Annotated in this window: 17 protein-coding genes and 1 riboswitch; of the genes, 12 read left to right on the top strand and 5 right to left on the bottom strand. The window is 68.8% G+C overall.

The window, feature by feature from the left end; translation table 11 throughout:
• Positions 1–79: 79 nt before the first annotated feature.
• Together CES90_RS02845 and CES90_RS02840 are read right to left on the bottom strand one after the other, a co-directional pair.
• Entirely contained in the window at positions 80–1,774 is a 1,695-nt protein-coding gene (locus CES90_RS02845; protein ID WP_189781633.1) for a hypothetical protein, read from the bottom strand.
• Positions 1,775–1,888: 114 nt separating this feature from the next.
• Positions 1,889–2,098 (bottom strand): hypothetical protein, encoded by a 210-nt coding sequence (locus CES90_RS02840; protein ID WP_189781634.1) that lies wholly within the window; start codon positions 2,096–2,098, stop codon positions 1,889–1,891.
• 134 nt (positions 2,099–2,232) lie between these two features.
• Between CES90_RS02840 and CES90_RS02835 the strand changes: the two genes are divergently transcribed.
• Complete coding sequence (locus CES90_RS02835; RefSeq protein WP_189781635.1) at positions 2,233–3,207, top strand: carbohydrate kinase family protein; 975 nt, start codon at positions 2,233–2,235, stop codon at positions 3,205–3,207.
• A 75-nt stretch (positions 3,208–3,282) separates the two neighbouring features.
• Here the strand turns inward: CES90_RS02835 and CES90_RS02830 are convergent, their stop codons facing one another.
• Entirely contained in the window at positions 3,283–4,665 is a 1,383-nt protein-coding gene (locus CES90_RS02830) for a cysteine desulfurase/sulfurtransferase TusA family protein (protein ID WP_189781636.1), read from the bottom strand.
• 326 nt (positions 4,666–4,991) lie between these two features.
• Between CES90_RS02830 and ctaC the strand changes: the two genes are divergently transcribed.
• The 4 genes from ctaC to CES90_RS02810 all read left to right on the top strand — a co-directional run bounded on the left by ctaC (position 4,992) and on the right by CES90_RS02810 (position 9,461).
• The gene (gene ctaC, locus CES90_RS02825) at positions 4,992–5,951 is read left to right on the top strand and encodes an aa3-type cytochrome oxidase subunit II (RefSeq protein ID WP_189781637.1); all 960 of its coding nucleotides are present in this window, start codon (positions 4,992–4,994) and stop codon (positions 5,949–5,951) included.
• A complete protein-coding gene (ctaD, locus tag CES90_RS02820) occupies positions 5,948–7,690 on the top strand; it encodes an aa3-type cytochrome oxidase subunit I (RefSeq protein ID WP_189781638.1) in 1,743 nt (580 codons plus the stop codon). The genes ctaC and ctaD overlap by 4 nt, the downstream gene beginning before the upstream one ends.
• On the top strand, positions 7,687–8,085 hold the full coding sequence (locus CES90_RS02815) for a cytochrome c oxidase subunit 4 (RefSeq protein ID WP_189781639.1): 399 nt from the start codon (positions 7,687–7,689) through the stop codon (positions 8,083–8,085). Before ctaD ends, CES90_RS02815 begins: the two co-directional genes overlap by 4 nt.
• A 128-nt stretch (positions 8,086–8,213) precedes the next feature.
• Positions 8,214–9,461: a L,D-transpeptidase gene (locus tag CES90_RS02810; protein WP_189781640.1), complete on the top strand. Its 1,248-nt coding sequence runs from the start codon at positions 8,214–8,216 to the stop codon at positions 9,459–9,461.
• On the opposite strand, the gene CES90_RS02805 is transcribed toward CES90_RS02810, so the two are convergent.
• Positions 9,462–9,863, bottom strand: coding sequence for a response regulator transcription factor (locus tag CES90_RS02805; RefSeq protein ID WP_189781641.1), 402 nt, complete (start codon positions 9,861–9,863; stop codon positions 9,462–9,464).
• 153 nt (positions 9,864–10,016) lie between these two features.
• Here CES90_RS02805 and ctaE point away from each other — a divergent pair, with 153 nt between their 5' ends.
• From ctaE to CES90_RS02770, 7 genes are all read left to right on the top strand, one after another.
• Positions 10,017–10,637: an aa3-type cytochrome oxidase subunit III gene (ctaE, locus tag CES90_RS02800; RefSeq protein WP_189781642.1), complete on the top strand. Its 621-nt coding sequence runs from the start codon at positions 10,017–10,019 to the stop codon at positions 10,635–10,637.
• A gap of 99 nt (positions 10,638–10,736) precedes the next feature.
• Positions 10,737–11,546, top strand: coding sequence for a cytochrome bc1 complex diheme cytochrome c subunit (gene qcrC, locus CES90_RS02795; RefSeq protein ID WP_189781643.1), 810 nt, complete (start codon positions 10,737–10,739; stop codon positions 11,544–11,546).
• Positions 11,543–12,601 carry a cytochrome bc1 complex Rieske iron-sulfur subunit gene (gene qcrA, locus CES90_RS02790; protein WP_189781644.1) on the top strand — a complete coding sequence of 353 codons (1,059 nt, stop codon included), beginning with the start codon at positions 11,543–11,545 and terminating at the stop codon, positions 12,599–12,601. Before qcrC ends, qcrA begins: the two co-directional genes overlap by 4 nt.
• On the top strand, positions 12,598–14,238 hold the full coding sequence (gene qcrB, locus CES90_RS02785; protein WP_189781645.1) for a cytochrome bc1 complex cytochrome b subunit: 1,641 nt from the start codon (positions 12,598–12,600) through the stop codon (positions 14,236–14,238). The genes qcrA and qcrB overlap by 4 nt, the downstream gene beginning before the upstream one ends.
• 162 nt (positions 14,239–14,400) lie before the next feature.
• A complete protein-coding gene (trpD, locus tag CES90_RS02780; protein WP_189781646.1) occupies positions 14,401–15,465 on the top strand; it encodes an anthranilate phosphoribosyltransferase in 1,065 nt (354 codons plus the stop codon).
• Between the two features lie 295 nt (positions 15,466–15,760).
• A riboswitch (SAM riboswitch) is annotated at positions 15,761–15,877 on the top strand.
• Positions 15,878–16,012: 135 nt separating this feature from the next.
• Positions 16,013–17,374, top strand: a complete 1,362-nt coding sequence (locus CES90_RS02775; RefSeq protein WP_189781647.1) for an aminotransferase class V-fold PLP-dependent enzyme — start codon at positions 16,013–16,015, stop codon at positions 17,372–17,374.
• 133 nt (positions 17,375–17,507) lie between these two features.
• Positions 17,508–17,933 (top strand): peptidase inhibitor family I36 protein, encoded by a 426-nt coding sequence (locus CES90_RS02770; RefSeq protein ID WP_189781648.1) that lies wholly within the window; start codon positions 17,508–17,510, stop codon positions 17,931–17,933.
• Here CES90_RS02770 and CES90_RS02765 read toward each other — a convergent pair.
• The gene (locus CES90_RS02765; protein ID WP_189781649.1) at positions 17,905–19,134 is read right to left on the bottom strand and encodes a glycerate kinase family protein; all 1,230 of its coding nucleotides are present in this window, start codon (positions 19,132–19,134) and stop codon (positions 17,905–17,907) included. The two genes, CES90_RS02770 and CES90_RS02765, sit on opposite strands and share 29 nt — an antisense overlap.
• Between the last annotated feature and the right edge of the window lie 6 nt (positions 19,135–19,140).

Raw genomic sequence — 19,140 nt, 5'->3', positions numbered from 1 at the left:
GGCGTCATACGAAGGCGGCGTCATACGAAGGCGGCGTCCCCCTCCGACGGGGACGCCGCCTTCGTGCACGTGTCAGCCGTTACTGCGGCTCCAGCTCCGAGATCCCGCCCTGCGGGATCTTCTTGCCGTCCGACCCGACCACCTCGCGGTCGCCGAGCGGCTGGTCCAGCTCCACGGTCCGCTCGACCGCCTTGGCGATCAGGATGCAGACCTTGTCCTCCCAGGGGGTCTCGGTCACGGTGACCGTCACCTTGCCGTCCTCCTCGGTCACCGAGGCCGAGTAGTCGCTGCACACCCCGCCCCAGAAGGTCACGGTCAGCTTGTCGCCGTCGACCGTGTAGCCCTGGATCTCGACGTCCCGCGAGGCCGGGTCCGTGGTCGGCTCGTCCGGGTCGGCCGGTGCCTCGGTCGGCTCCGACCGAGGCTCGGGGGAGGCCAGGTACTCGGGGTCGATCGCCGGATGCGTCACCGTGTAGCTCTCCGCGGCACCCTTCGGCCGTACCTCGAACATCCAGGACGGCACCAGCGCCGGCCGGCCGCCCACCTGGTGCGAGGCCAGCCCGAACACCGCCTTCTCGACCGTCACGGCCTCCGACGTCGAGGCCGTCGTGAACGGCTCCGGGCCGATCTCCTGCCCGGAGTCGTTCATCAGCTCCAGCGCCCGCTCCGCGTCGACCACGGGATACGTGTCGCTCTTCACCGGCGACTTGACGTTGCCGCTGCCGCCGACCACTTGACCGTCGGCGCCGACCTGGATGCCGGTCGCCCAGCCGTACGTGGGCAGCCCGCCGATCTCGGGATCGGCGTTCACCACCCGTACGGCGCCGAGGAGTTGGGAGGCGTCGAGCTTGGCGTCGTCCTGGCCGGCGGCCTTGAGCACCGGGGCCGCCGCCTTCTTGGCCACCGCCTCGCTCACGGGATCGCCGGCCCCGGTCGTGGTGCCGAAGGCGCAGACGGCGCCCTTCTTGCAGTTGTCGGTGCCCGCCGCGAACTTGCTGAACGTCCAGGCCCCCGGCGACTGCTTGTTGACCTGGAGAGTCGGTCCCGAATCGTCCCCCACGCTCCCGACCCGCCAGATCTCGCCCTCGGCCACGGGTGTGCCCTCCACGCCGAGCGCCTTCGCGAGCCGGGCCACCTCGGCGGCCGTCACCTCACCCTTGACCGTGTACACGGGCGCCGAGCCGGGACCGTCGGGCAGCTCGCCGCCCGCACGATAGGTCACACCGTTGGGGTTCGGCTCACCCGGGGCTATGCCGTTCACACCACCCTCGGTGTAGCCGTCGAGCGCCAGCGGCGGGGGAGTGCCGTCGCCGCCCGGAGAACTGGAACCACCGGAACCACCGGATCCGCTGGAAGCGGTAGTGGCGAGGTACGCCCCACCACCCCCGACGAGCAGCACCGCCACAGCCATCGACACGACAGCCACCCGCGAACGCCGCCGACGCGGTGGCTCGGCGCCTCCGCCGACCTCGACGACTTGCCCACGATCGCCGTCCTCGGATGCGTCACCGTCATCCGCGTCACTCCCCGTGACCGCGGCGGCCTCGCCGGTCTCATCCGTCTCGTCGGACTCGCCGGACTCGTCCGTCTTCTCGGCTTCGTCGGCCTCGGCCGAGACAGGCTCGGCGGTCGAGACAGGCTCGGCGGTCGTGCCGGACTCGGCGGTCGTGCCGGGCTCGCTGGCGTCATCCCCGGCAGCCCTGATCTCCTCGGTGGCGTCGGGCTCGGGGCCCTCGTCCGGGTTCTCGGGGTTGTCGGGTCGCTCGGAGTTCACCGCATCGCTCCTTCGGCTGGTCGTACACCGCATCCCCTATACGGGGGACAGCGATGGGACGCGACGGAGGAGCCGATGGTTCCCTGTTCGAGCCGTAGAGCCGGGCCCGTGCCCTCAGTCGCCGTAGTCGGACATCGCGTCCACGAGCCGCGCGGAAGTCGCAGGCACCTTCACCCCATGAATGAGCGAAGGGGACACCGGAGCCGTAATGACCTTCGCGGGGGCCGCCCAGTGCGGCACCATCCGGGCGCAGTCGCCGCGCAGCGCCGCGAGATCGCCGTCGAGGTCGAGCGGGGCGGTGCCGTGGATCTTGGGGTTCGTCATATCGGAACCGTATGCACCACGAGCCCCGCGAAGAAAGCCCTACTATCGGGTAGTTTTGCCTGCTTCAGAGCGCGCGGACGACCCGGTAGCGTGAACTGTCAATTGCCTCTCCCTCGCAGGAGCGTGTCCTCGCCGTGCGTATCGCAGTCTCCGGCTCCATCGCCACAGACCATCTGATGACCTTCCCCGGCCGCTTCGCCGATCAACTCGTCGCGGACCAGCTGCACACGGTCTCCCTCTCCTTCCTCGTCGATCAGCTCGACGTACGCCGGGGCGGCGTCGGCGCGAACATCGCGTTCGGCATGGGGCAGCTCGGCACCACCCCGGTCCTCGTCGGCGCGGCGGGCTCGGACTTCGACGAGTACCGCGCGTGGCTCGACCGGCACGGTGTGGACACGGCCTCCGTGCGCATCTCCGAGACGTTGCACACGGCCCGCTTCGTCTGCACCACGGACTCCGACCACAACCAGATCGGCTCCTTCTACACCGGAGCCATGAGCGAGGCCCGCCTCATCGAGCTCAAGACCGTCGCCGACCGCGTCGGCGGCCTCGACCTCGTCCTCATCGGCGCGGACGACCCCGAGGCGATGCTCCGCCACACCGAGGAGTGCCGCTCCCGGGGCATCCCCTTCGCCGCCGACTTCTCCCAGCAGATCGCCCGCATGAACGGCGACGAGATCCGGGTGCTGCTGGACGGCGCCACGTACCTCTTCTCCAACGAGTACGAGAAGGGCCTCATCGAGTCCAAGACCGGCTGGTCGGACGCCGAGATCCTCGGGAAGGTCGGCCACCGGGTGACCACGCTCGGCGCGCAGGGCGTCCGCGTCGAGCGCGCCGGCCACGACCCGATCGAGGTCGGCTGCCCCGACGAGGAGCGCAAGGCCGACCCCACGGGCGTCGGCGACGCCTTCCGTGCGGGGTTCCTCTCGGGTCTCGCCTGGGGCGTCTCGCTGGAGCGGGCCGCGCAGGTCGGGTGCATGCTCGCGACGCTGGTCATCGAGACGGTCGGTACGCAGGAGTACCAGCTGCGTCGGGCGCACTTCATGGAGCGGTTCACCAAGGCGTACGGCCAGGACGCCGCCGAAGAGGTGCAGGCCCACCTCGGCTGAGGCTCGCGCCCACCCGGCGGAGCCGCATGCTCGACACAGCCCGCGCCCCTCAAAACCAGGGGCGCGGGTATCGCCTCAACTCACCCTTCGCACCACATACGCCGAACCCCTCTCCGCCCGCTCTTCCCCCACGTACTCCTGGCCCCGCATCTCGCACCACGCCGGGATGTCCAGGCGGGCCGCCTCGTCGTCGGACAGGACCCGGACCGTGCCCCCGACCGGTACGTCCCCGATGACCTTCGCCAGCTCGATCACGGGGAGCGGGCATCGCTTGCCCAGCGCGTCCACCACGAGGACGTCGTCCCGTACGACGGCCACGTCGGCCGGTACAGGGGCCCCCAGCTTCTCCCGTACGGCCGCGACCGCCCCCGGCAGCACCGCCAGGAACCGCTCGACGTCCTCCTCCACCGCCCCGGTCGGCAGTGACACCCGCACGTTCCCCTCGCTGAGCACTCCCATGGCCCGCAGCACATGGCTGGGCGTCAACGTGCTGCTCGTGCACGAGGAACCCGAAGACACGGAGAAGCCCTCGCGATCCAGCTCGTGCAGCAATGTCTCCCCATCGACATAGAGACACGAGAAAGTGACCACGCCGGGCAGCCGGCGCGTCGGATGCCCGACCACCTCCACATCCGGCACCAGCAACGGCACCCGCGTCCGGATGCGATCCGTCAACTCCCGTAGCCGTACGGCCTCCGCGGCCGCCTCCGCCCGTACGGCCCGCAGTGAGGCGACCGCCGCCACGATGGCCGGGATGTTCTCGAAGCCGGCGGCCCGCCCCGACTCCCGCTCGTCGGCGGGCCCTTGAGCAGCGAACCGGACGCCTTTGCGTACGACGAGCAGCCCAACTCCGGGCGGGCCACCCCATTTATGGGCACTGCCGGTCAAAACCGACCATTCCCCGTCCACTCGCCCCCACCCGAGCGACTGCGCCGCGTCCACCAGCAACGGCACCCCGGCCTCCCGGCACACCGACGCCACCTCGGCGACCGGCTGTTCGGTCCCCACCTCATGGTTGGCGGACTGCAGACAGGCGAGCGCGGTGTCGGGCCGGAGAGCCTCGGCGTACGAGGACGCGGTGGCCGTACCGGTTCGATCCACGGCCACCCGCGTGACCGTTCCTCCGCCCGCCTCGAACACCTCTGCCGAATGGAGCACCGAGGAATGTTCGACGGCTGACACGATCAGGTGGCGCCCCACCCGCCGCCGCCCCGCCAACACCCCCGCGATCCCGGAGTGCACGGCCCGAGTCCCCGACGACGTGAACACCACCTCGTCCGCCCGACACCCCACGGCCTCGGCCGCCGCCTCCCGAGCGGCGTCCAACAACATCCGAGCCCGCCGCCCCTCCTGATAAAGACGAGCGGGATCGGCCCACCCCTCATCCAGTGAGGCGGCAAGAGCCTGCCGGGCAACGGGATGAAGAGGAGCGGCGGAAGCAGCGTCGAAGTAGACCACAGCTCAACGTTAGGACCTGGGCTCGGCAAATAGGGGCGCGGGCGGTGACATCAGCGGCTCCGCCGCGGGGCGCGAACAACCACAACGCACGCCGCACCCGCCAAAACACCCGAACTCCCGAGCTATTAGGCGCTCCCGCCCACCCCAGGTAACCGCTACAAGTGACCCCCGGCGAGTTGGCACCCCCTCCCCGCGCACCCCCAAATCGCGTCCAGTAGGGTTTGGTCCGCATAAACATCCAAACCCCTGCCCGTCGCAGGGCGGCGACCGACCAGCGAGAAGGCCGCAGCCATACCGCGCGGGCGAGACTCTCGGGAAGGCGCTACGTGAGTCCCAACGGCTCCGACCGCTCGCCGCGGCGCCCGATGCGGCGGAAGCTGCTGCAGGCATTGACCGCAGGCCTGGTCCTGGCGACCGCCACCGGTTGCACATGGGAGGACTTCCCCCGCCTTGGTATGCCCACCCCGACCACGGAAGAGGCTCCGCGGATCCTCTCCCTCTGGCAGGGGTCGTGGGCCGCCGCGCTCGCCACGGGCGTACTGGTCTGGGGCCTGATCCTGTGGAGTGCTTTCTTCCACCGGCGCAGCCGCACCAAGGTCGAAGTTCCCCCACAGACCCGGTACAACATGCCCATCGAGGCGCTGTACACGGTCGTCCCGCTGATCATCGTCTCGGTGCTCTTCTACTTCACCGCCCGCGACGAGTCGAAGCTCCTCGACACGTCGAAGAAGCCCGACCTCACGGTTAACGTGGTCGGCTTCCAGTGGAGCTGGTGCTTCAACTACATCGAGAACGTCGACGGCTCCACCGGCGACGCGAAGACCGACGAGAACCTGGCCGCCATCCCGGACCGGTTCAAGAAGGACTTCCCGGCGGACGCCGGCGGTGTGTACACCTGCGGCATCCCCGGTGACGAGAACCCGGACACCGGTAACCCCGGCCCGACCCTCTGGCTCCCCAAGGGCAAGACGGTCCGCTTCGTCCTCACCTCGCGTGACGTCATCCACTCCTTCTGGGTGGTGCCGTTCCTGATGAAGCAGGACGTCATCCCGGGCCACACCAACGCCTTCCAGGTGACCCCCAACCAGGAGGGCACCTTCCTGGGCAAGTGCGCCGAACTGTGCGGCGTGGACCACTCTCGGATGCTCTTCAACGTGAAGGTCGTCTCCCCCGAGCGCTACGAGCAGCACCTCAAGGAGCTCGCGGAGAAGGGGCAGACCGGTTACGTCCCGGCCGGCATTGAGCAGACGAGCCACGAGAAGAACCGGGAGACGAACCAACTGTGAGCATCCTCAACGAACCTCAGGGTGCTGCCGCCGAGGGCTCGTACGAAGACGAGCTCCCGGTCCGGCGCAAGCAGCCCGGCAACGTCGTGGTGAAGTGGCTGACGACCACCGACCACAAGACGATCGGCACGCTGTACCTGGTCACGTCGTTCGCGTTCTTCTGCATCGGCGGCGTCATGGCGCTCTTCATGCGCGCCGAGCTCGCCCGCCCGGGTACGCAGATCATGACGAACGAGCAGTTCAACCAGGCGTTCACGATGCACGGCACGATCATGCTGCTGATGTTCGCGACGCCGCTGTTCGCCGGATTCGCGAACTGGATCATGCCGCTGCAGATCGGCGCGCCCGACGTGGCGTTCCCGCGGCTGAACATGTTCGCCTACTGGCTGTACCTCTTCGGCTCGCTGATCGCGGTGGCCGGCTTCCTCACCCCGCAGGGTGCGGCCGACTTCGGCTGGTTCGCCTACTCCCCGCTGTCGGACGCGGTCCGCTCGCCGGGCGTCGGCGCCGACATGTGGATCATGGGTCTGGCCTTCTCCGGCTTCGGCACGATCCTCGGCTCGGTCAACTTCATCACCACGATCATCTGCATGCGCGCGCCCGGCATGACCATGTTCCGCATGCCGATCTTCACCTGGAACGTGCTGCTGACCGGTGTCCTGGTCCTGCTGGCCTTCCCGGTCCTCGCGGCCGCGCTGTTCGCCCTGGAGGCGGACCGCAAGTTCGGCTCGCAAATCTTCGAAGCGGCCAACGGCGGCGCGTTGCTCTGGCAGCACCTCTTCTGGTTCTTCGGCCACCCAGAGGTGTACATCATCGCCCTGCCGTTCTTCGGCATCATCTCCGAGGTCATCCCGGTCTTCTCCCGCAAGCCGATGTTCGGCTACATGGGCCTGATCGGTGCGACCATCGCGATCGCGGGTCTGTCCGTGACGGTGTGGGCGCACCACATGTACGTCACCGGCGGTGTGCTCCTTCCGTTCTTCTCCTTCATGACGTTCCTCATCGCCGTCCCAACGGGCGTGAAGTTCTTCAACTGGATCGGAACGATGTGGAAGGGCTCGCTGTCCTTCGAGACGCCGATGCTGTGGGCGACGGGCTTCCTGATCACCTTCACCTTCGGTGGTCTGACCGGTGTCATCCTGGCCTCGCCGCCCATGGACTTCCACGTCTCCGACTCGTACTTCGTGGTGGCGCACTTCCACTACGTCGTCTTCGGCACCGTGGTGTTCGCGATGTTCTCCGGCTTCCACTTCTGGTGGCCGAAGATGACGGGCAAGATGCTCGACGAGCGCCTCGGCAAGATCACCTTCTGGACGCTGTTCATCGGCTTCCACGGCACGTTCCTCGTCCAGCACTGGCTGGGCGCCGAGGGCATGCCGCGCCGGTACGCGGACTACCTCGCGGCCGACGGCTTCACCGCCCTGAACACGATCTCCACGATCGCCTCGTTCGTCCTCGGCCTGTCGATCCTGCCGTTCCTCTACAACGTCTGGAAGACGGCCAAGTACGGCAAGCCGGTCGAGGTCGACGACCCGTGGGGCTACGGCCGTTCGCTGGAGTGGGCGACTTCCTGCCCGCCGCCGCGGCACAACTTCCTCACCCTGCCGCGGATCCGCAGCGAATCCCCGGCGTTCGACCTGCACCACCCGGAGATCGCCGCGCTGGAGCAGCTCGCGCACGGCGGCCCCGGCGCCGGTGAGCTCGCGGGCAGCGGCGTCAGCAAGGAGGCCGGCAAGTGAAGATCCAGGGCAAGATGTTCATCTGGCTGAGCGTCTTCGTCCTCGCCATGGCGATCGTCTATGGCGTGTGGTCGAAGGAGCCGGCCGGTACCACGGCGCTCTTCCTGGCCTTCGGCCTGTGCATCATGGTCGGCTACTACCTGGCCTTCACGGCCCGGCGGGTCGACGTGGGCGCGCAGGACGACAAGGAGGCCGACGTCGCGGACGACGCGGGCGAGCTGGGCTTCTTCAGCCCGCACAGCTGGCAGCCGCTGTCCCTGGCCATCGGTGGCGCGCTCGCCTTCATGGGCGTCGTCTTCGGCTGGTGGCTGCTGTACTTCTCGGCCCCGATCATCATGATCGGCCTGTGGGGCTGGGTCTTCGAGTACTACCGCGGTGAGAACCAGAACCAGTAACACGCGCTGAGCACGGAAGCCCGGACACTCCGACAGGAGGTCCGGGCTTCCCCCTTTTCCCACACCGGAAGTACCCCGATCGGGTCACCCGGCGCGCCGTGCTTGACGTCCGTTTCTACGTTGAACCCATGAGCACCTCACCGCGAAACCGCATGGTCGTCAGCTGCACTCTGCTGGTCGTCTCTCTCGGAGCGGGCACCGCCGCCTGCGGTTCCGGCGGCCACCCGCTCGCGGGCAAGCCGTACGACGCGGCCGACCAGATCTCCTTCAACACCCCCATGGACGAAGGCGTGAAGGCCGACCCGGGCAAGCCCCTGGAAGTCACCGCCGAGGACGACGGCCGTATCACCGACGTGACTGCCGTGGACGCCACAGGACGCTATGTGGCGGGCGAACTCTCCGCCGATGGCGGCCGCTGGCACTCCACCTCACCGCTCGCCGCCAACGCCCGCTACACCGTCCGCGTGAGCACCGAGGACGAGGACGGCGCCCCCGGCCGTAAGACCCTCGCTTTCGACACCGGCCGCCCCCTCACCAAGAAGCGCCTGGATGTCACCTTCGGCCCGGAGGCGGGCAGGTACGGCGTCGGCCAGCCCGTCACCGCCGAACTCAGCACACCGGTCAAGGATGGGGCGGCCCGGTCCGTCGTCGAACGCGCGCTCAAAGTGGACTCCCTCCCCGCCGCGGAAGGCGCCTGGCACTGGGTGGACGACAAGAAGCTCCACTACCGCCCCAAGGAGTACTGGCCGGCCAACGCCACCATCCGGGTCCGCAGCAACCTGGAGGGCATCAAGATCGGCGACCGCCTCTGGGGCGGAAAGGCCAAGCCGATCGAGCTGACCACCGGCGACAAGATCGTCGCCGTCACGGACGCCGCCGCACACCAGATGACCGTCTACAAGAACGACAAGGTCATCAGGAAGATCCCGGTCACCACCGGCATGCCCGGCTACGACACCCGCAACGGCGTCAAAGTCGTCCTGGCCAAGGAAGGCACCGTACGGATGACCAGCGCCAGCATAGGCGCGGCCGACTTCTACGACCTGACCGTCCACAACTCCGTGAGAGTCACCAACAGCGGCGAGTACGTCCACGCCGCCCCCTGGTCCACCGGCTCCCAGGGCTACGCCAACGTCAGCCACGGCTGCACCGGCATGAGCGACGGCAACGCCCAGTGGTTCTACGACACCATCAACGAGGGCGACATCGTCCAGGTCGTCAACTCGGGCGGTGACACCATGGCCCCCTTCGGCAACGGCTTCGGCGACTGGAACCTCGACTGGGCGAAGTGGCGCGAGGGCAGCGCACTGGCCGGGGGCACCAAGCAGGGCCCTGACACGACGGCCAGGGCACGCTTGGCACCGGAGTCGGCGTGATCAGGCGCTCAACGCGCTGTTGTGCCGCAGAAGCGAAGCCAGGGCCGATGCGAACTCCACCGGCTCGACCGGCAGCGTCACGGCGGCGTCAGCCCGACTCCACGTGGCCAACCACGCGTCCTGAGGCCGCCCGATCAGCACCAGCACGGGCGGACAGTCGAAGATCTCGTCCTTGATCTGCCGGCAGACCCCCATGCCACCCATCGGCACGGCCTCACCATCAAGGACGCAGACATCGATCCCGCCCCTGTCCAGCTCCTTGATGACGGCGGCCGGCGTCGCGCACTCCACGAACTCCACCTGCGGAGCATCCGGCGCCGGACGGCGACCCGTCGCCAACCGGACTTGTTCGCGGGTGTTGGAGTCGTCGCTGTAGACCAGCACCGTGGCGGTCGGCTGCATTGTTCCTCCGTGTACTTCGGCGTCGTTGGCGTCGTACGGACAGGCCCGATGCGCGGATGCTACTCCCTTGAACACCACGTCAACAGCGGTCCGGAAGCCAGCAACACTCCGAACGGCACCCCCGGGGTGAGGGCGGGATAAGCGACCGACATAATGTCGGTCGTGGCGACAGCAACGACAGTAGACAAGGGTCACGCGCACCCGTCGGTCAACCGACCGAACCTCACCAGTGTCGGAACCATCATCTGGCTGAGTTCCGAGCTGATGTTCTTCGCGGCCCTCTTCGCGATGTACTTCACCCTGCGATCGGTGACCGGTCCGGAGTTCTGGTCTGAGAAGGCCGACACCCTGAACTTCCCGTTCTCGGCGACCAACACCACGATCCTGGTGCTCTCCTCCCTCACCTGCCAGCTCGGCGTGTTCGCCGCCGAGCGCGGGGACGTGAAGAAGCTCCGGATGTGGTTCATCGTCACGTTCGTGATGGGTGCGATCTTCATCGGCGGCCAGGTGTTCGAGTACACCGAGCTGGTCAAGCACGAGGGCCTCTCGCTCTCGTCCGACCCGTACGGCTCGGTCTTCTACTTGACCACCGGCTTCCACGGCCTGCACGTGACGGGCGGCCTCATCGCCTTCCTGCTGGTCCTCGGGCGCACCTACGCGGCCAGGAGGTTCACCCATGAGCAGGCGACCGCGGCCATCGTCGTGTCCTACTACTGGCACTTCGTCGATGTCGTCTGGATCGGCCTCTTCGCCACGATCTACATGATCAAGTAATCGGGCGGGCGAGCCGGGCGGACTTCAACGCCGCGCCTCGCACCGAGAACGACCCTTCCAGAAGCACCGACGCAGAAGATCCTGACACCGGGGTAATCCGTGAAAAAGCTCTCCGCACGACGACGCCATCCGCTGGCGGCGGTCGTCGTCCTACTCATCGCGCTGGCGGCCACCGGGGGGCTGTTCACCGCCTTCGCGCCCGCGGCACCGGCCAAGGCCGATGAGACCGCCCAGACCCTCACCATCGAGGAGGGCAAGAAGCTCTACGCCGTGGGCTGCGCGAGCTGCCACGGCACCGGCGGTCAGGGCACCACCGACGGTCCCAGCCTGGTGGGTGTGGGCGCGGCGGCCGTCGACTTCCAGGTCGGCACCGGGCGTATGCCGGCCCAGCAGCCGGGCGCGCAGGTTCCGAAGAAGCCGGTCGTCTACTCGCAGGCCCAGATCGACCAGCTCGCGGCGTTCGTCGCCTCGCTGGGCGCCGGTCCGGAGATCCCGACCGAGAACGCGTACAACCCCGAGGGCGCGGACATCGCCGAGGGCGGCGAGCTCTTCCGTACCAACTGCGCTCAGTGCCACAACTTCACCGGCAAGGGCGGTGCGCTGTCCGAGGGCAAGTACGCGCCGAGCCTTGAGGGTGTCGACCCGAAGCACATCTACGAGGCCATGCAGACCGGCCCGCAGAACATGCCGTCCTTCCCCGACACCACGCTGTCGGAGGAGAACAAGAAGGACATCATCGCGTACCTCGAAGCGGTCAACAGCGACGACACCGTGGAGCCCGGTGGCCTCAGCCTCGGCGGGCTCGGCCCGGTCAGCGAAGGCCTCTTCGGCTGGGTGTTCGGGCTCGGCACGCTGATCGCCGTCGCCGTCTGGGTCGCCGCTCGGACCGCAAAGGCCAAGAAGTCATGAGTAGCCAAGAGATTCCAGAAGAGAACCTGCCCGCTGAGCAGGGCGACGCGCACGGCGCGGTGAAGGTCGCGGACGAGAAGAACCCCTTCGCGGACCCTGGCCTCCCGCCCCACGAGCACCGGATCCAGGACATCGACGAGCGAGCCGCCAAGCGGTCCGAGCGCACGGTCGCCCTGCTGTTCACGGTGTCGATGCTGTCCACGATCGCGTTCATCGCCGCGTACGTGGCGATCCCCGTCGACAAGGCGATCTACGTCTGGCCGATCGGTCACATCAGCGCGCTGAACTTCGCGCTGGGCATGACCCTCGGTCTGGCCCTGTTCTGCATCGGCGCGGGCGCGGTCCACTGGGCCCGCACCCTGATGTCCGACGTGGAGATCGCCGACGAGCGGCACCCGATCGAGGCCTCGCCCGAGGTCCGCGCGCAGGTCCACGCGGACTTCAAGCAGGGCGCCGCCGAGTCGGTGATCGGCCGTCGCAAGCTGATTCGCCACACGATGCTCGGCGCGCTGGCCATGGTCCCGCTCGCCGGTGTGGTCCTGCTGCGCGACCTCGGTCCGCTGCCCGGCACCTCGCTGCGGCACACCACCTGGGCCAAGGGCAAGAAGCTCGTCAACATGAACACCATGGAGCCGCTGCGTCCCTCGGACGTCGCGGTCGGGTCGCTGACCTTCGCCATGCCGGACGGCCTGAACGAGCACGACCACGACTTCCAGAAGAACATCGCCAAGGACGCCCTGATGATCATCCGGCTCCAGCCGGGCGACATCAAGGACAAGCGCGAGCTGGAGTGGTCGCACGAAGGCATCGTGGCGTACTCGAAGATCTGCACCCACGTGGGTTGCCCGATCTCCCTGTACGAGCAGCAGACGCACCACGCCCTCTGCCCCTGCCACCAGTCCACCTTCGACCTCGCCGACGGCGGGCGGGTCATCTTCGGCCCTGCGGGTCACGCTCTTCCGCAGCTGAGGATCACCGTCGGTGAAGACGGCTACCTCGAAGCGGTCAGCGACTTCGAAGAGCCCGTCGGTCCTGCCTTCTGGGAGCGCGGATGAGCACTACGACCACCACCGAGGCGCGCGACAAGCGCGGCAAGGCACCGGCCGGCGAGCGAGTCGCCGACTGGGCCGACGGCCGGCTCGGGATCTACTCCCTGGCCAAGGCCAACATGCGCAAGATCTTCCCCGACCACTGGTCGTTCATGCTGGGCGAGATCTGCATGTACAGCTTCATCATCATCATCCTCACGGGTGTGTACCTGACGCTGTTCTTCCACCCGTCGATGAACGAGGTGGAGTACCACGGCTCCTACGTCCCGCTCCAGGGACAGCTGATGTCCGAGGCGTTCAACTCGACCATGCACATCTCCTTCGATGTGCGCGGTGGTCTGCTGATCCGGCAGATCCACCACTGGGCCGCGTTGGTCTTCCTCGCCGGCATGTTCGTGCACATGATGCGCGTGTTCTTCACCGGCGCGTTCCGCAAGCCGCGTGAGATCAACTGGCTGTTCGGCTTCCTGCTGTTCGTCCTCGGCATGTTCACCGGCTTCACCGGTTACTCGCTCCCGGACGACCTGCTCTCCGGCACCGGTGTCCGCTTCATGGAGGGCGCGGTCCTGTCCGTGCCGATCGTCGGCACGTACCTGTCGTTCTTCCTCTTCGGCGGCGAGTTCCCGGGCGGCGACTTCGTGGCCCGCTTCTACTCGGTCCACGTCCTGCTGCTGCCGGGCATCATGCTCGGTCTGATGGTGGCGCACCTGATCCTGGTCTTCTACCACAAGCACACGCAGTTCGCGGGCCCCGGCAAGACGAACAACAACGTCGTCGGTATGCCGCTGCTTCCCGTGTACATGGCGAAGGCCGGAGGCTTCTTCTTCCTGGTCTTCGGTGTCATCGCGATCATCTCGGCGATCGCCACGATCAACCCGATCTGGACCATGGGTCCCTACCGTCCGGACCAGGTGTCGACCGGCGCCCAGCCCGACTGGTACATGGGCTTCTCCGAGGGTCTGATCCGTGTCATGCCGGGCTGGGAGATCAACTTCTGGGGTCACACGCTCGTCCTGGGTGTGTTCATCCCGCTGGTGATCTTCCCGCTGGTCCTGGTCGCGATCGCGGTCTACCCGTTCATCGAGTCCTGGGTCACCGGCGACAAGCGCGAGCACCACATCCTGGACCGCCCGCGCAACGCCCCGACCCGTACGGCCTTCGGTGTCGCGTGGATCACCTGGTACATGGTTCTGCTGATCGGTGGTGGAAACGACCTCTGGGCGACCCACTTCCACCTGTCGATCAACGCCATCACCTGGTTCGTCCGGATCGCGTTCTTCGTGGCCCCGGTCCTCGCGTTCATCATCACCAAGCGGATCTGCCTCGGCCTGCAGCGCCGGGACAGGGACAAGATCCTGCACGGTCGCGAGACCGGCATCATCAAGCGCCTGCCGCACGGTGAGTTCATCGAGGTCCACGAGCCGCTCAGCCAGGAGCAGCTGCACACGCTCACCGCGCACGAGCAGTACGCGCCGGCCGAGATCGGTCCCGCGGTCGACGAGAACGGTGTCGCCCGCAAGATCACGCGCCGCGAGAAGCTCCGGGTCAAGCTCAACAGGGGCTACTACGGCGAGGACAGCCAGATCGCCAAGCCCACCGTCGAGGAGTACAAGGAGATCACGAGCGGCCACGGCCACCACTGATCGCCTGCCGGCCTGATCGCCGGCTCGCTTCGCCACACCACGGTCGAAGGGCCCCCGTCCGATCTTCGGACGGGGGCCCTTCGCCGTGCGTGGAGCTGGATAGGGTGGGGTTCACACTGTTCTGATCCATGTCTGTGATCTACGACACTCAGGAGCGGCCTTATGAGCGCTGTGACCCCCGCTGGAGGCGACACCGCGGCGGGCCGTTCCTGGCCCGAGGTGCTGAACGCGCTGCTGTCCGGGCGCGACCAGGACGCCGGCGCGACGTTCTGGGCGATGGACCAGATCATGCGCGGCGAGGCGACGGACGCGCAGATCGCCGGGTTCGTGGTGGCGCTGCGGGCCAAGGGCGAGACCGTCGAGGAGATCACCGGGCTGGTGCGGGCGCTGTACGAGCACGCCAACGTCATCGAGGTGTCGGGTAAGACCGTCGACATCGTCGGTACGGGCGGGGACGGCGCCAAGACGGTCAACATCTCCACGATGTCGTCGATCGTCGTCGCCGGTACGGGGGCGAAGGTCGTCAAACACGGCAACCGGGCCGCTTCGTCGGCGTCCGGTGCGTCCGATGTGCTGGAGAAGCTCGGTGTCAATCTGGAGCTGACGCCGAAGCGGGTGGCGGAGGTCGCCGAGGAGGCCGGGATCACCTTCTGCTTCGCGGTGAAGTTCCACCCGGCGCTGCGGCATGTGGCCGCGGCGCGCGGGCAGTTGGGCATCCGGACCGTGTTCAACGCGCTGGGGCCGCTGGCCAACCCCGCGATGGTCAAGGCCCAGGCGGTCGGTGTGGCAGACCCCCGTATGGCGCCGATCATGGCCGGTGTCTTCGCCGAGCGCGGCAACTCGTCGCTCGTCTTCCGGGGCGACGACGGTCTCGACGAGCTGACCACGACGGCCACGTCCCGGGTGTGGGTCGTACGGGACGGCAAGGTGACGGAGGAGTCCTTCGATCCGCGGGATGTGGGGCTGGATCTGGTGCCGGTCGAGGCGTTGCGCGGGGCCGACGCGTCCTACAACGCGGATGTCGCGCGGCGGTTGCTGGGTGGGGAGACCGGGCCGGTGCGGGATGCGGTGCTGTTGAACTCGGCGGCGGCGCTGGTGGCGCTGGAGCCGGGGGCAGGGACGCTGGCGGAGCAGCTGCGGGGTGGCATGGAGCGGGCCGCCGAGTCGATCGACTCGGGGGCGGCGCGGACGGTCCTCGAACGGTGGGTCGCGGCCACCAACCGGTAGCGCCCCCGCCGCCCCTACCCGTCCCATCCCCAGGGGCTGCGCCCCTTCGACCCCCCCGGGTGCCTTTTCGGGTGCGGGTGGGTGGTGGGTTGCTCGCGCAGTTCCCCGCGCCCCTAAAAGACGAAAAGCACGGGGCGCAGCCCCTGCTTTTCAGGGGCGCGGGGAACTGCGCGACAAGCCCCCACCCACCCGCACCCGCCAAACCACGCCAACTTCCCGAGCTATGAGGCGCCCTTGTTCCGGTATCCGGACAGGAGTTGCGCCGCGGCGATCACGTCACGTACGTTCTTCGTCAGGTCATGAGTGACAGCCACAAGGCCCCGGCCGGCTGTCCGGCAACCCTCCGTCCGTGGCGGGGTGCCCCGGGTGAAGACCAGGCCGTGGGCAGCGAGGTCCTCGGCAAGCGCGGTCGTCGAGGAGCCTTCCGTGAGCAAGCGAATGCGATAGGGCCGCAGAGCCCCGCCTCCGCACACCCCTTTTCCCCTCACCGCCGCAGAGCCATGTCCGCTCGCCGGTGAATTCCGCCTGCCTTCACGGGAGTTCCGCCATGTCTGTCTCCACCCTTGCCGCCGACCAGTCCGTTTGCACCCTGCTGCCCGTTCTGGGTCGGGATGTCACCGTCCCGCTCGTCACCGGCGGCGAGGTCACCTACGCCGCGCTCGACTACGCCGCCAGCGCCCCCGCGCTGCAGCGGGTGTGGGACGACGTGGCGGCGTACGCCCCGTACTACGGGAGCGTGCACCGGGGCGCCGGGTACCTGTCGCAGCTGTCCACCGACCTGTTCGAGAACGCCCGCCGTACGGTCGCCGAGTTCCTCGACTGCCGGGAGGACGACCAGGTCGTGTTCACGCGGTCGACCACCGACTCGCTCAACCTCCTCGCCGCCGCTTTGCCCGCCGACTGCCAGGTCTTCGTCTTCGAGACCGAGCACCACGCCTCGCTGCTGCCGTGGCGCGACGCGCGGGTCACCTACCTCGACGCGCCGCGTACGCCCGCCGAGGCCGTGGCCACGCTGGAGCGGGCGCTCGTCGACCGTGACCCGCACGGCCCCGCCCTCGTCTGTGTCACCGGTGCGTCGAACGTCACCGGCGAGATCTGGCCGGTGCGTGAGCTCGCCGCCGCCGCGCACGTGCACGGGGCGCGGATCGTGCTCGACGCCGCTCAGCTGGCGCCCCATCACCCCGTATCGGTACGGGAGTTGGCTGTCGACTGGGTCGCGTTCTCGGGGCACAAGCTGTACGCGCCGTTCGGGTCGGGCGTCCTCGCCGGGCGGGCGGACTGGCTCAGCGAGGCCGAGCCGTACCTGGCCGGTGGCGGCGCCTCCCGCAAGGTGGCCCGGCGGGCCGACGGCGGGGTCGACGTCGAGTGGCATGTCACCGCCGCTCGGCACGAGGCCGGCTCGCCCAACGTCATCGGCGCCTACTCCATCGCCTCCGCCTGCAAGGCCCTCACCGAGGCCGGGTTCGACACGCTGGTCGCGCGTGAGCAGTACCTGATCGACACCGTGCGCGCCGGTCTCGCCGAGGTGCCGGAGGTGCGTGTCCTCTCCCTCTTCGGGGACGACGCCCCGCGTGTCGGCGTCATCTCCTTCGTCGTCGACGGCTGGAACAGCTCCCACTTCGCCGCCGCCCTCTCCGCCGAGTACGGCATCGGCGTACGCGACGGTCTCTTCTGCGCCCATCCCCTGGTCCGCACGCTGCTCGGGAGCGCCCCGGAGGCCCAGGGCGAGTGCGGTGCCCCCGAGGCCGCGCCCGGTGAGAAGTCCCTCAACGCGATCCGGGTGAGCTTCGGGGCGGGTACGCCCGACGAGCACGTGGAGCGGTTCGTGGGCGCCGTCAAGGAGTTGGTGCGGCAGGGCGCCAAGTGGGACTACCGCACGGTGGACGGGCGTTGCGTACCCGCTGTCTGAGCTGTCTGAGCTGTCTGAGCTGTCTGAGCTGTCTGATCCGCGGACATTGGCTCAGGGGACATGTGTTCGGGGAAGAGGGGGGTGGCTAGAGTGATCGGTCGGTCCGGTGGGCCGATCACCAGGGGGAGAGCAGATGACCAACGGGAAGAATCGGATAGGGGTGTTCGCGGCCGCCTCGGCGATGGCGGCGGCCGCGGTGCTGTCGGGCGGCGGGACTCAGGCGCGGGCGGCCGAAGCCGGTGAGGTGGCGGCGTCCGCGAAGAGGGACTGCGTCCAGGGGCATCTGTGCCTGTGGGGCAAGAAGGACTTCAAGCGGGGCCAGGGCGCGTGGTCGGTGAAGGCGACCGACAGCCACAGGTGCGGCAAGGGCGTGTGGAAGCCGCGCGACCCCAAGCGGTTCGCGCGCTCGGTGTGGAACCGCACCACGAAGGTCTGGTACGGGAAGACCGAGAGCGGCGCGGAGCGGCAGATCGTGCGCAAGACCGGAATGTACGGGTCGCTCATCGGCTCCATCCCCAAGCCGGCCTCGATCACACAGTGGTGCTGGAAGAAGAAGTGAACCGCGGGGGGCCGCCGGGCGACGCGTAGGACCTCGCCTCCGTCACCCGCGCCCCCAACAACACCATCCGCAGCGCCCGTTCGGTGGCGTCCGTGAGGAGTTCGCTCGCGCGGAAAATGGCCTCGGCGAGAGCCATCGGCGCGGGCAGGATGCCGGTGTACGCGTCCACGCCCGGCACCTCGTGCGCCCCCTCGCCCAGGGTGCCCGCGAGGGCCAGGACCGGCCGGGCGTGCAGCTTGGCCCGGCGGGCCACTTCGGCGGGGACCTTGCCCCGGGGAGTCTGGTGGTCGAGGGCGCCCTCGGCGGTGATCACCAGGTCGGCGCGGGCGAGGCGGGCGTCGAGGTCGAGATGGGCCAGGAGGACGTCGAAACGGGGGAGCAGCCGGGCTCCCAGGGCGGCCAGACCGGCGCCGAGACCGCCGGAGGCGCCGGTGCCGGGGCCGTGGCGGAGGTCGGTGCCGACAGGGGCGAGGTCGCGAGTGAGCACGTCCGCCCAGTTCTCCAGCGCGGCGGACAACTCCTCGACCTGCGCGGGCGTCGCGCCTTTCTGCGGGCCGAAGACACGGACGACGCCGCGTTGGCCGCACAGCACGTTGAACGGGTTGCAGGCGACGAGCAGTTCCACGTCCTTGAGACGGGGGTCCAGAGCGGCCGGGTCGATACGGCTCAGCCGGGTCAACTCCCTTCCTCCCGGAGGGAGTTCGTACCCGTCCGCGTCCAGCAGCCGCGCACCCAGCGCCTGGAGGGCACCGGCACCGCCGTCCGAGGTGCCCGAGTCGCCACAGCCGACCAGGATCCGCCGTACACCGGTGTCGAGCGCGGCGCGCATCAGCTCACCGACGCCGTACGTGGTGGTCGCGCCGGGATCACGCAGGCCGCGCGGCACGAGGGAGAGCCCGGCGACGGCGGCCATCTCGACGACGGCCGTTCCCGGGTCCTCCGTGTCGCCGGTGCCGAGAAGGGCGAAGTGGGTGCCCACCGGCTCACCGATCGGGCCCGTCGCGGGCAGGGCGACGAGGCGACCGCCGGTCGAGGCGGCCAGCGCGGCGGCCGTGCCCTCACCGCCGTCCACCAGGGGGATGAGGTCGACCTCGGCGTCGGGCACGACCCGGCGGACGCCCGCCGCGATGGCCTCGGCGGCGGCCTCGGCGGACAGGGACTCCTTGAAGCCACTGGGGGCTACGGCTACTCGGTTCAGCATGGTTCT

Origin of the sequence: Streptomyces capitiformicae (genome assembly GCF_002214185.1) — a bacterium.
Classification (GTDB): domain Bacteria; phylum Actinomycetota; class Actinomycetes; order Streptomycetales; family Streptomycetaceae; genus Streptomyces; species Streptomyces capitiformicae.
The sequence above is the reverse complement of the archived record's forward strand: the minus strand, read 5'-3'. Positions and strand labels throughout refer to the sequence as shown.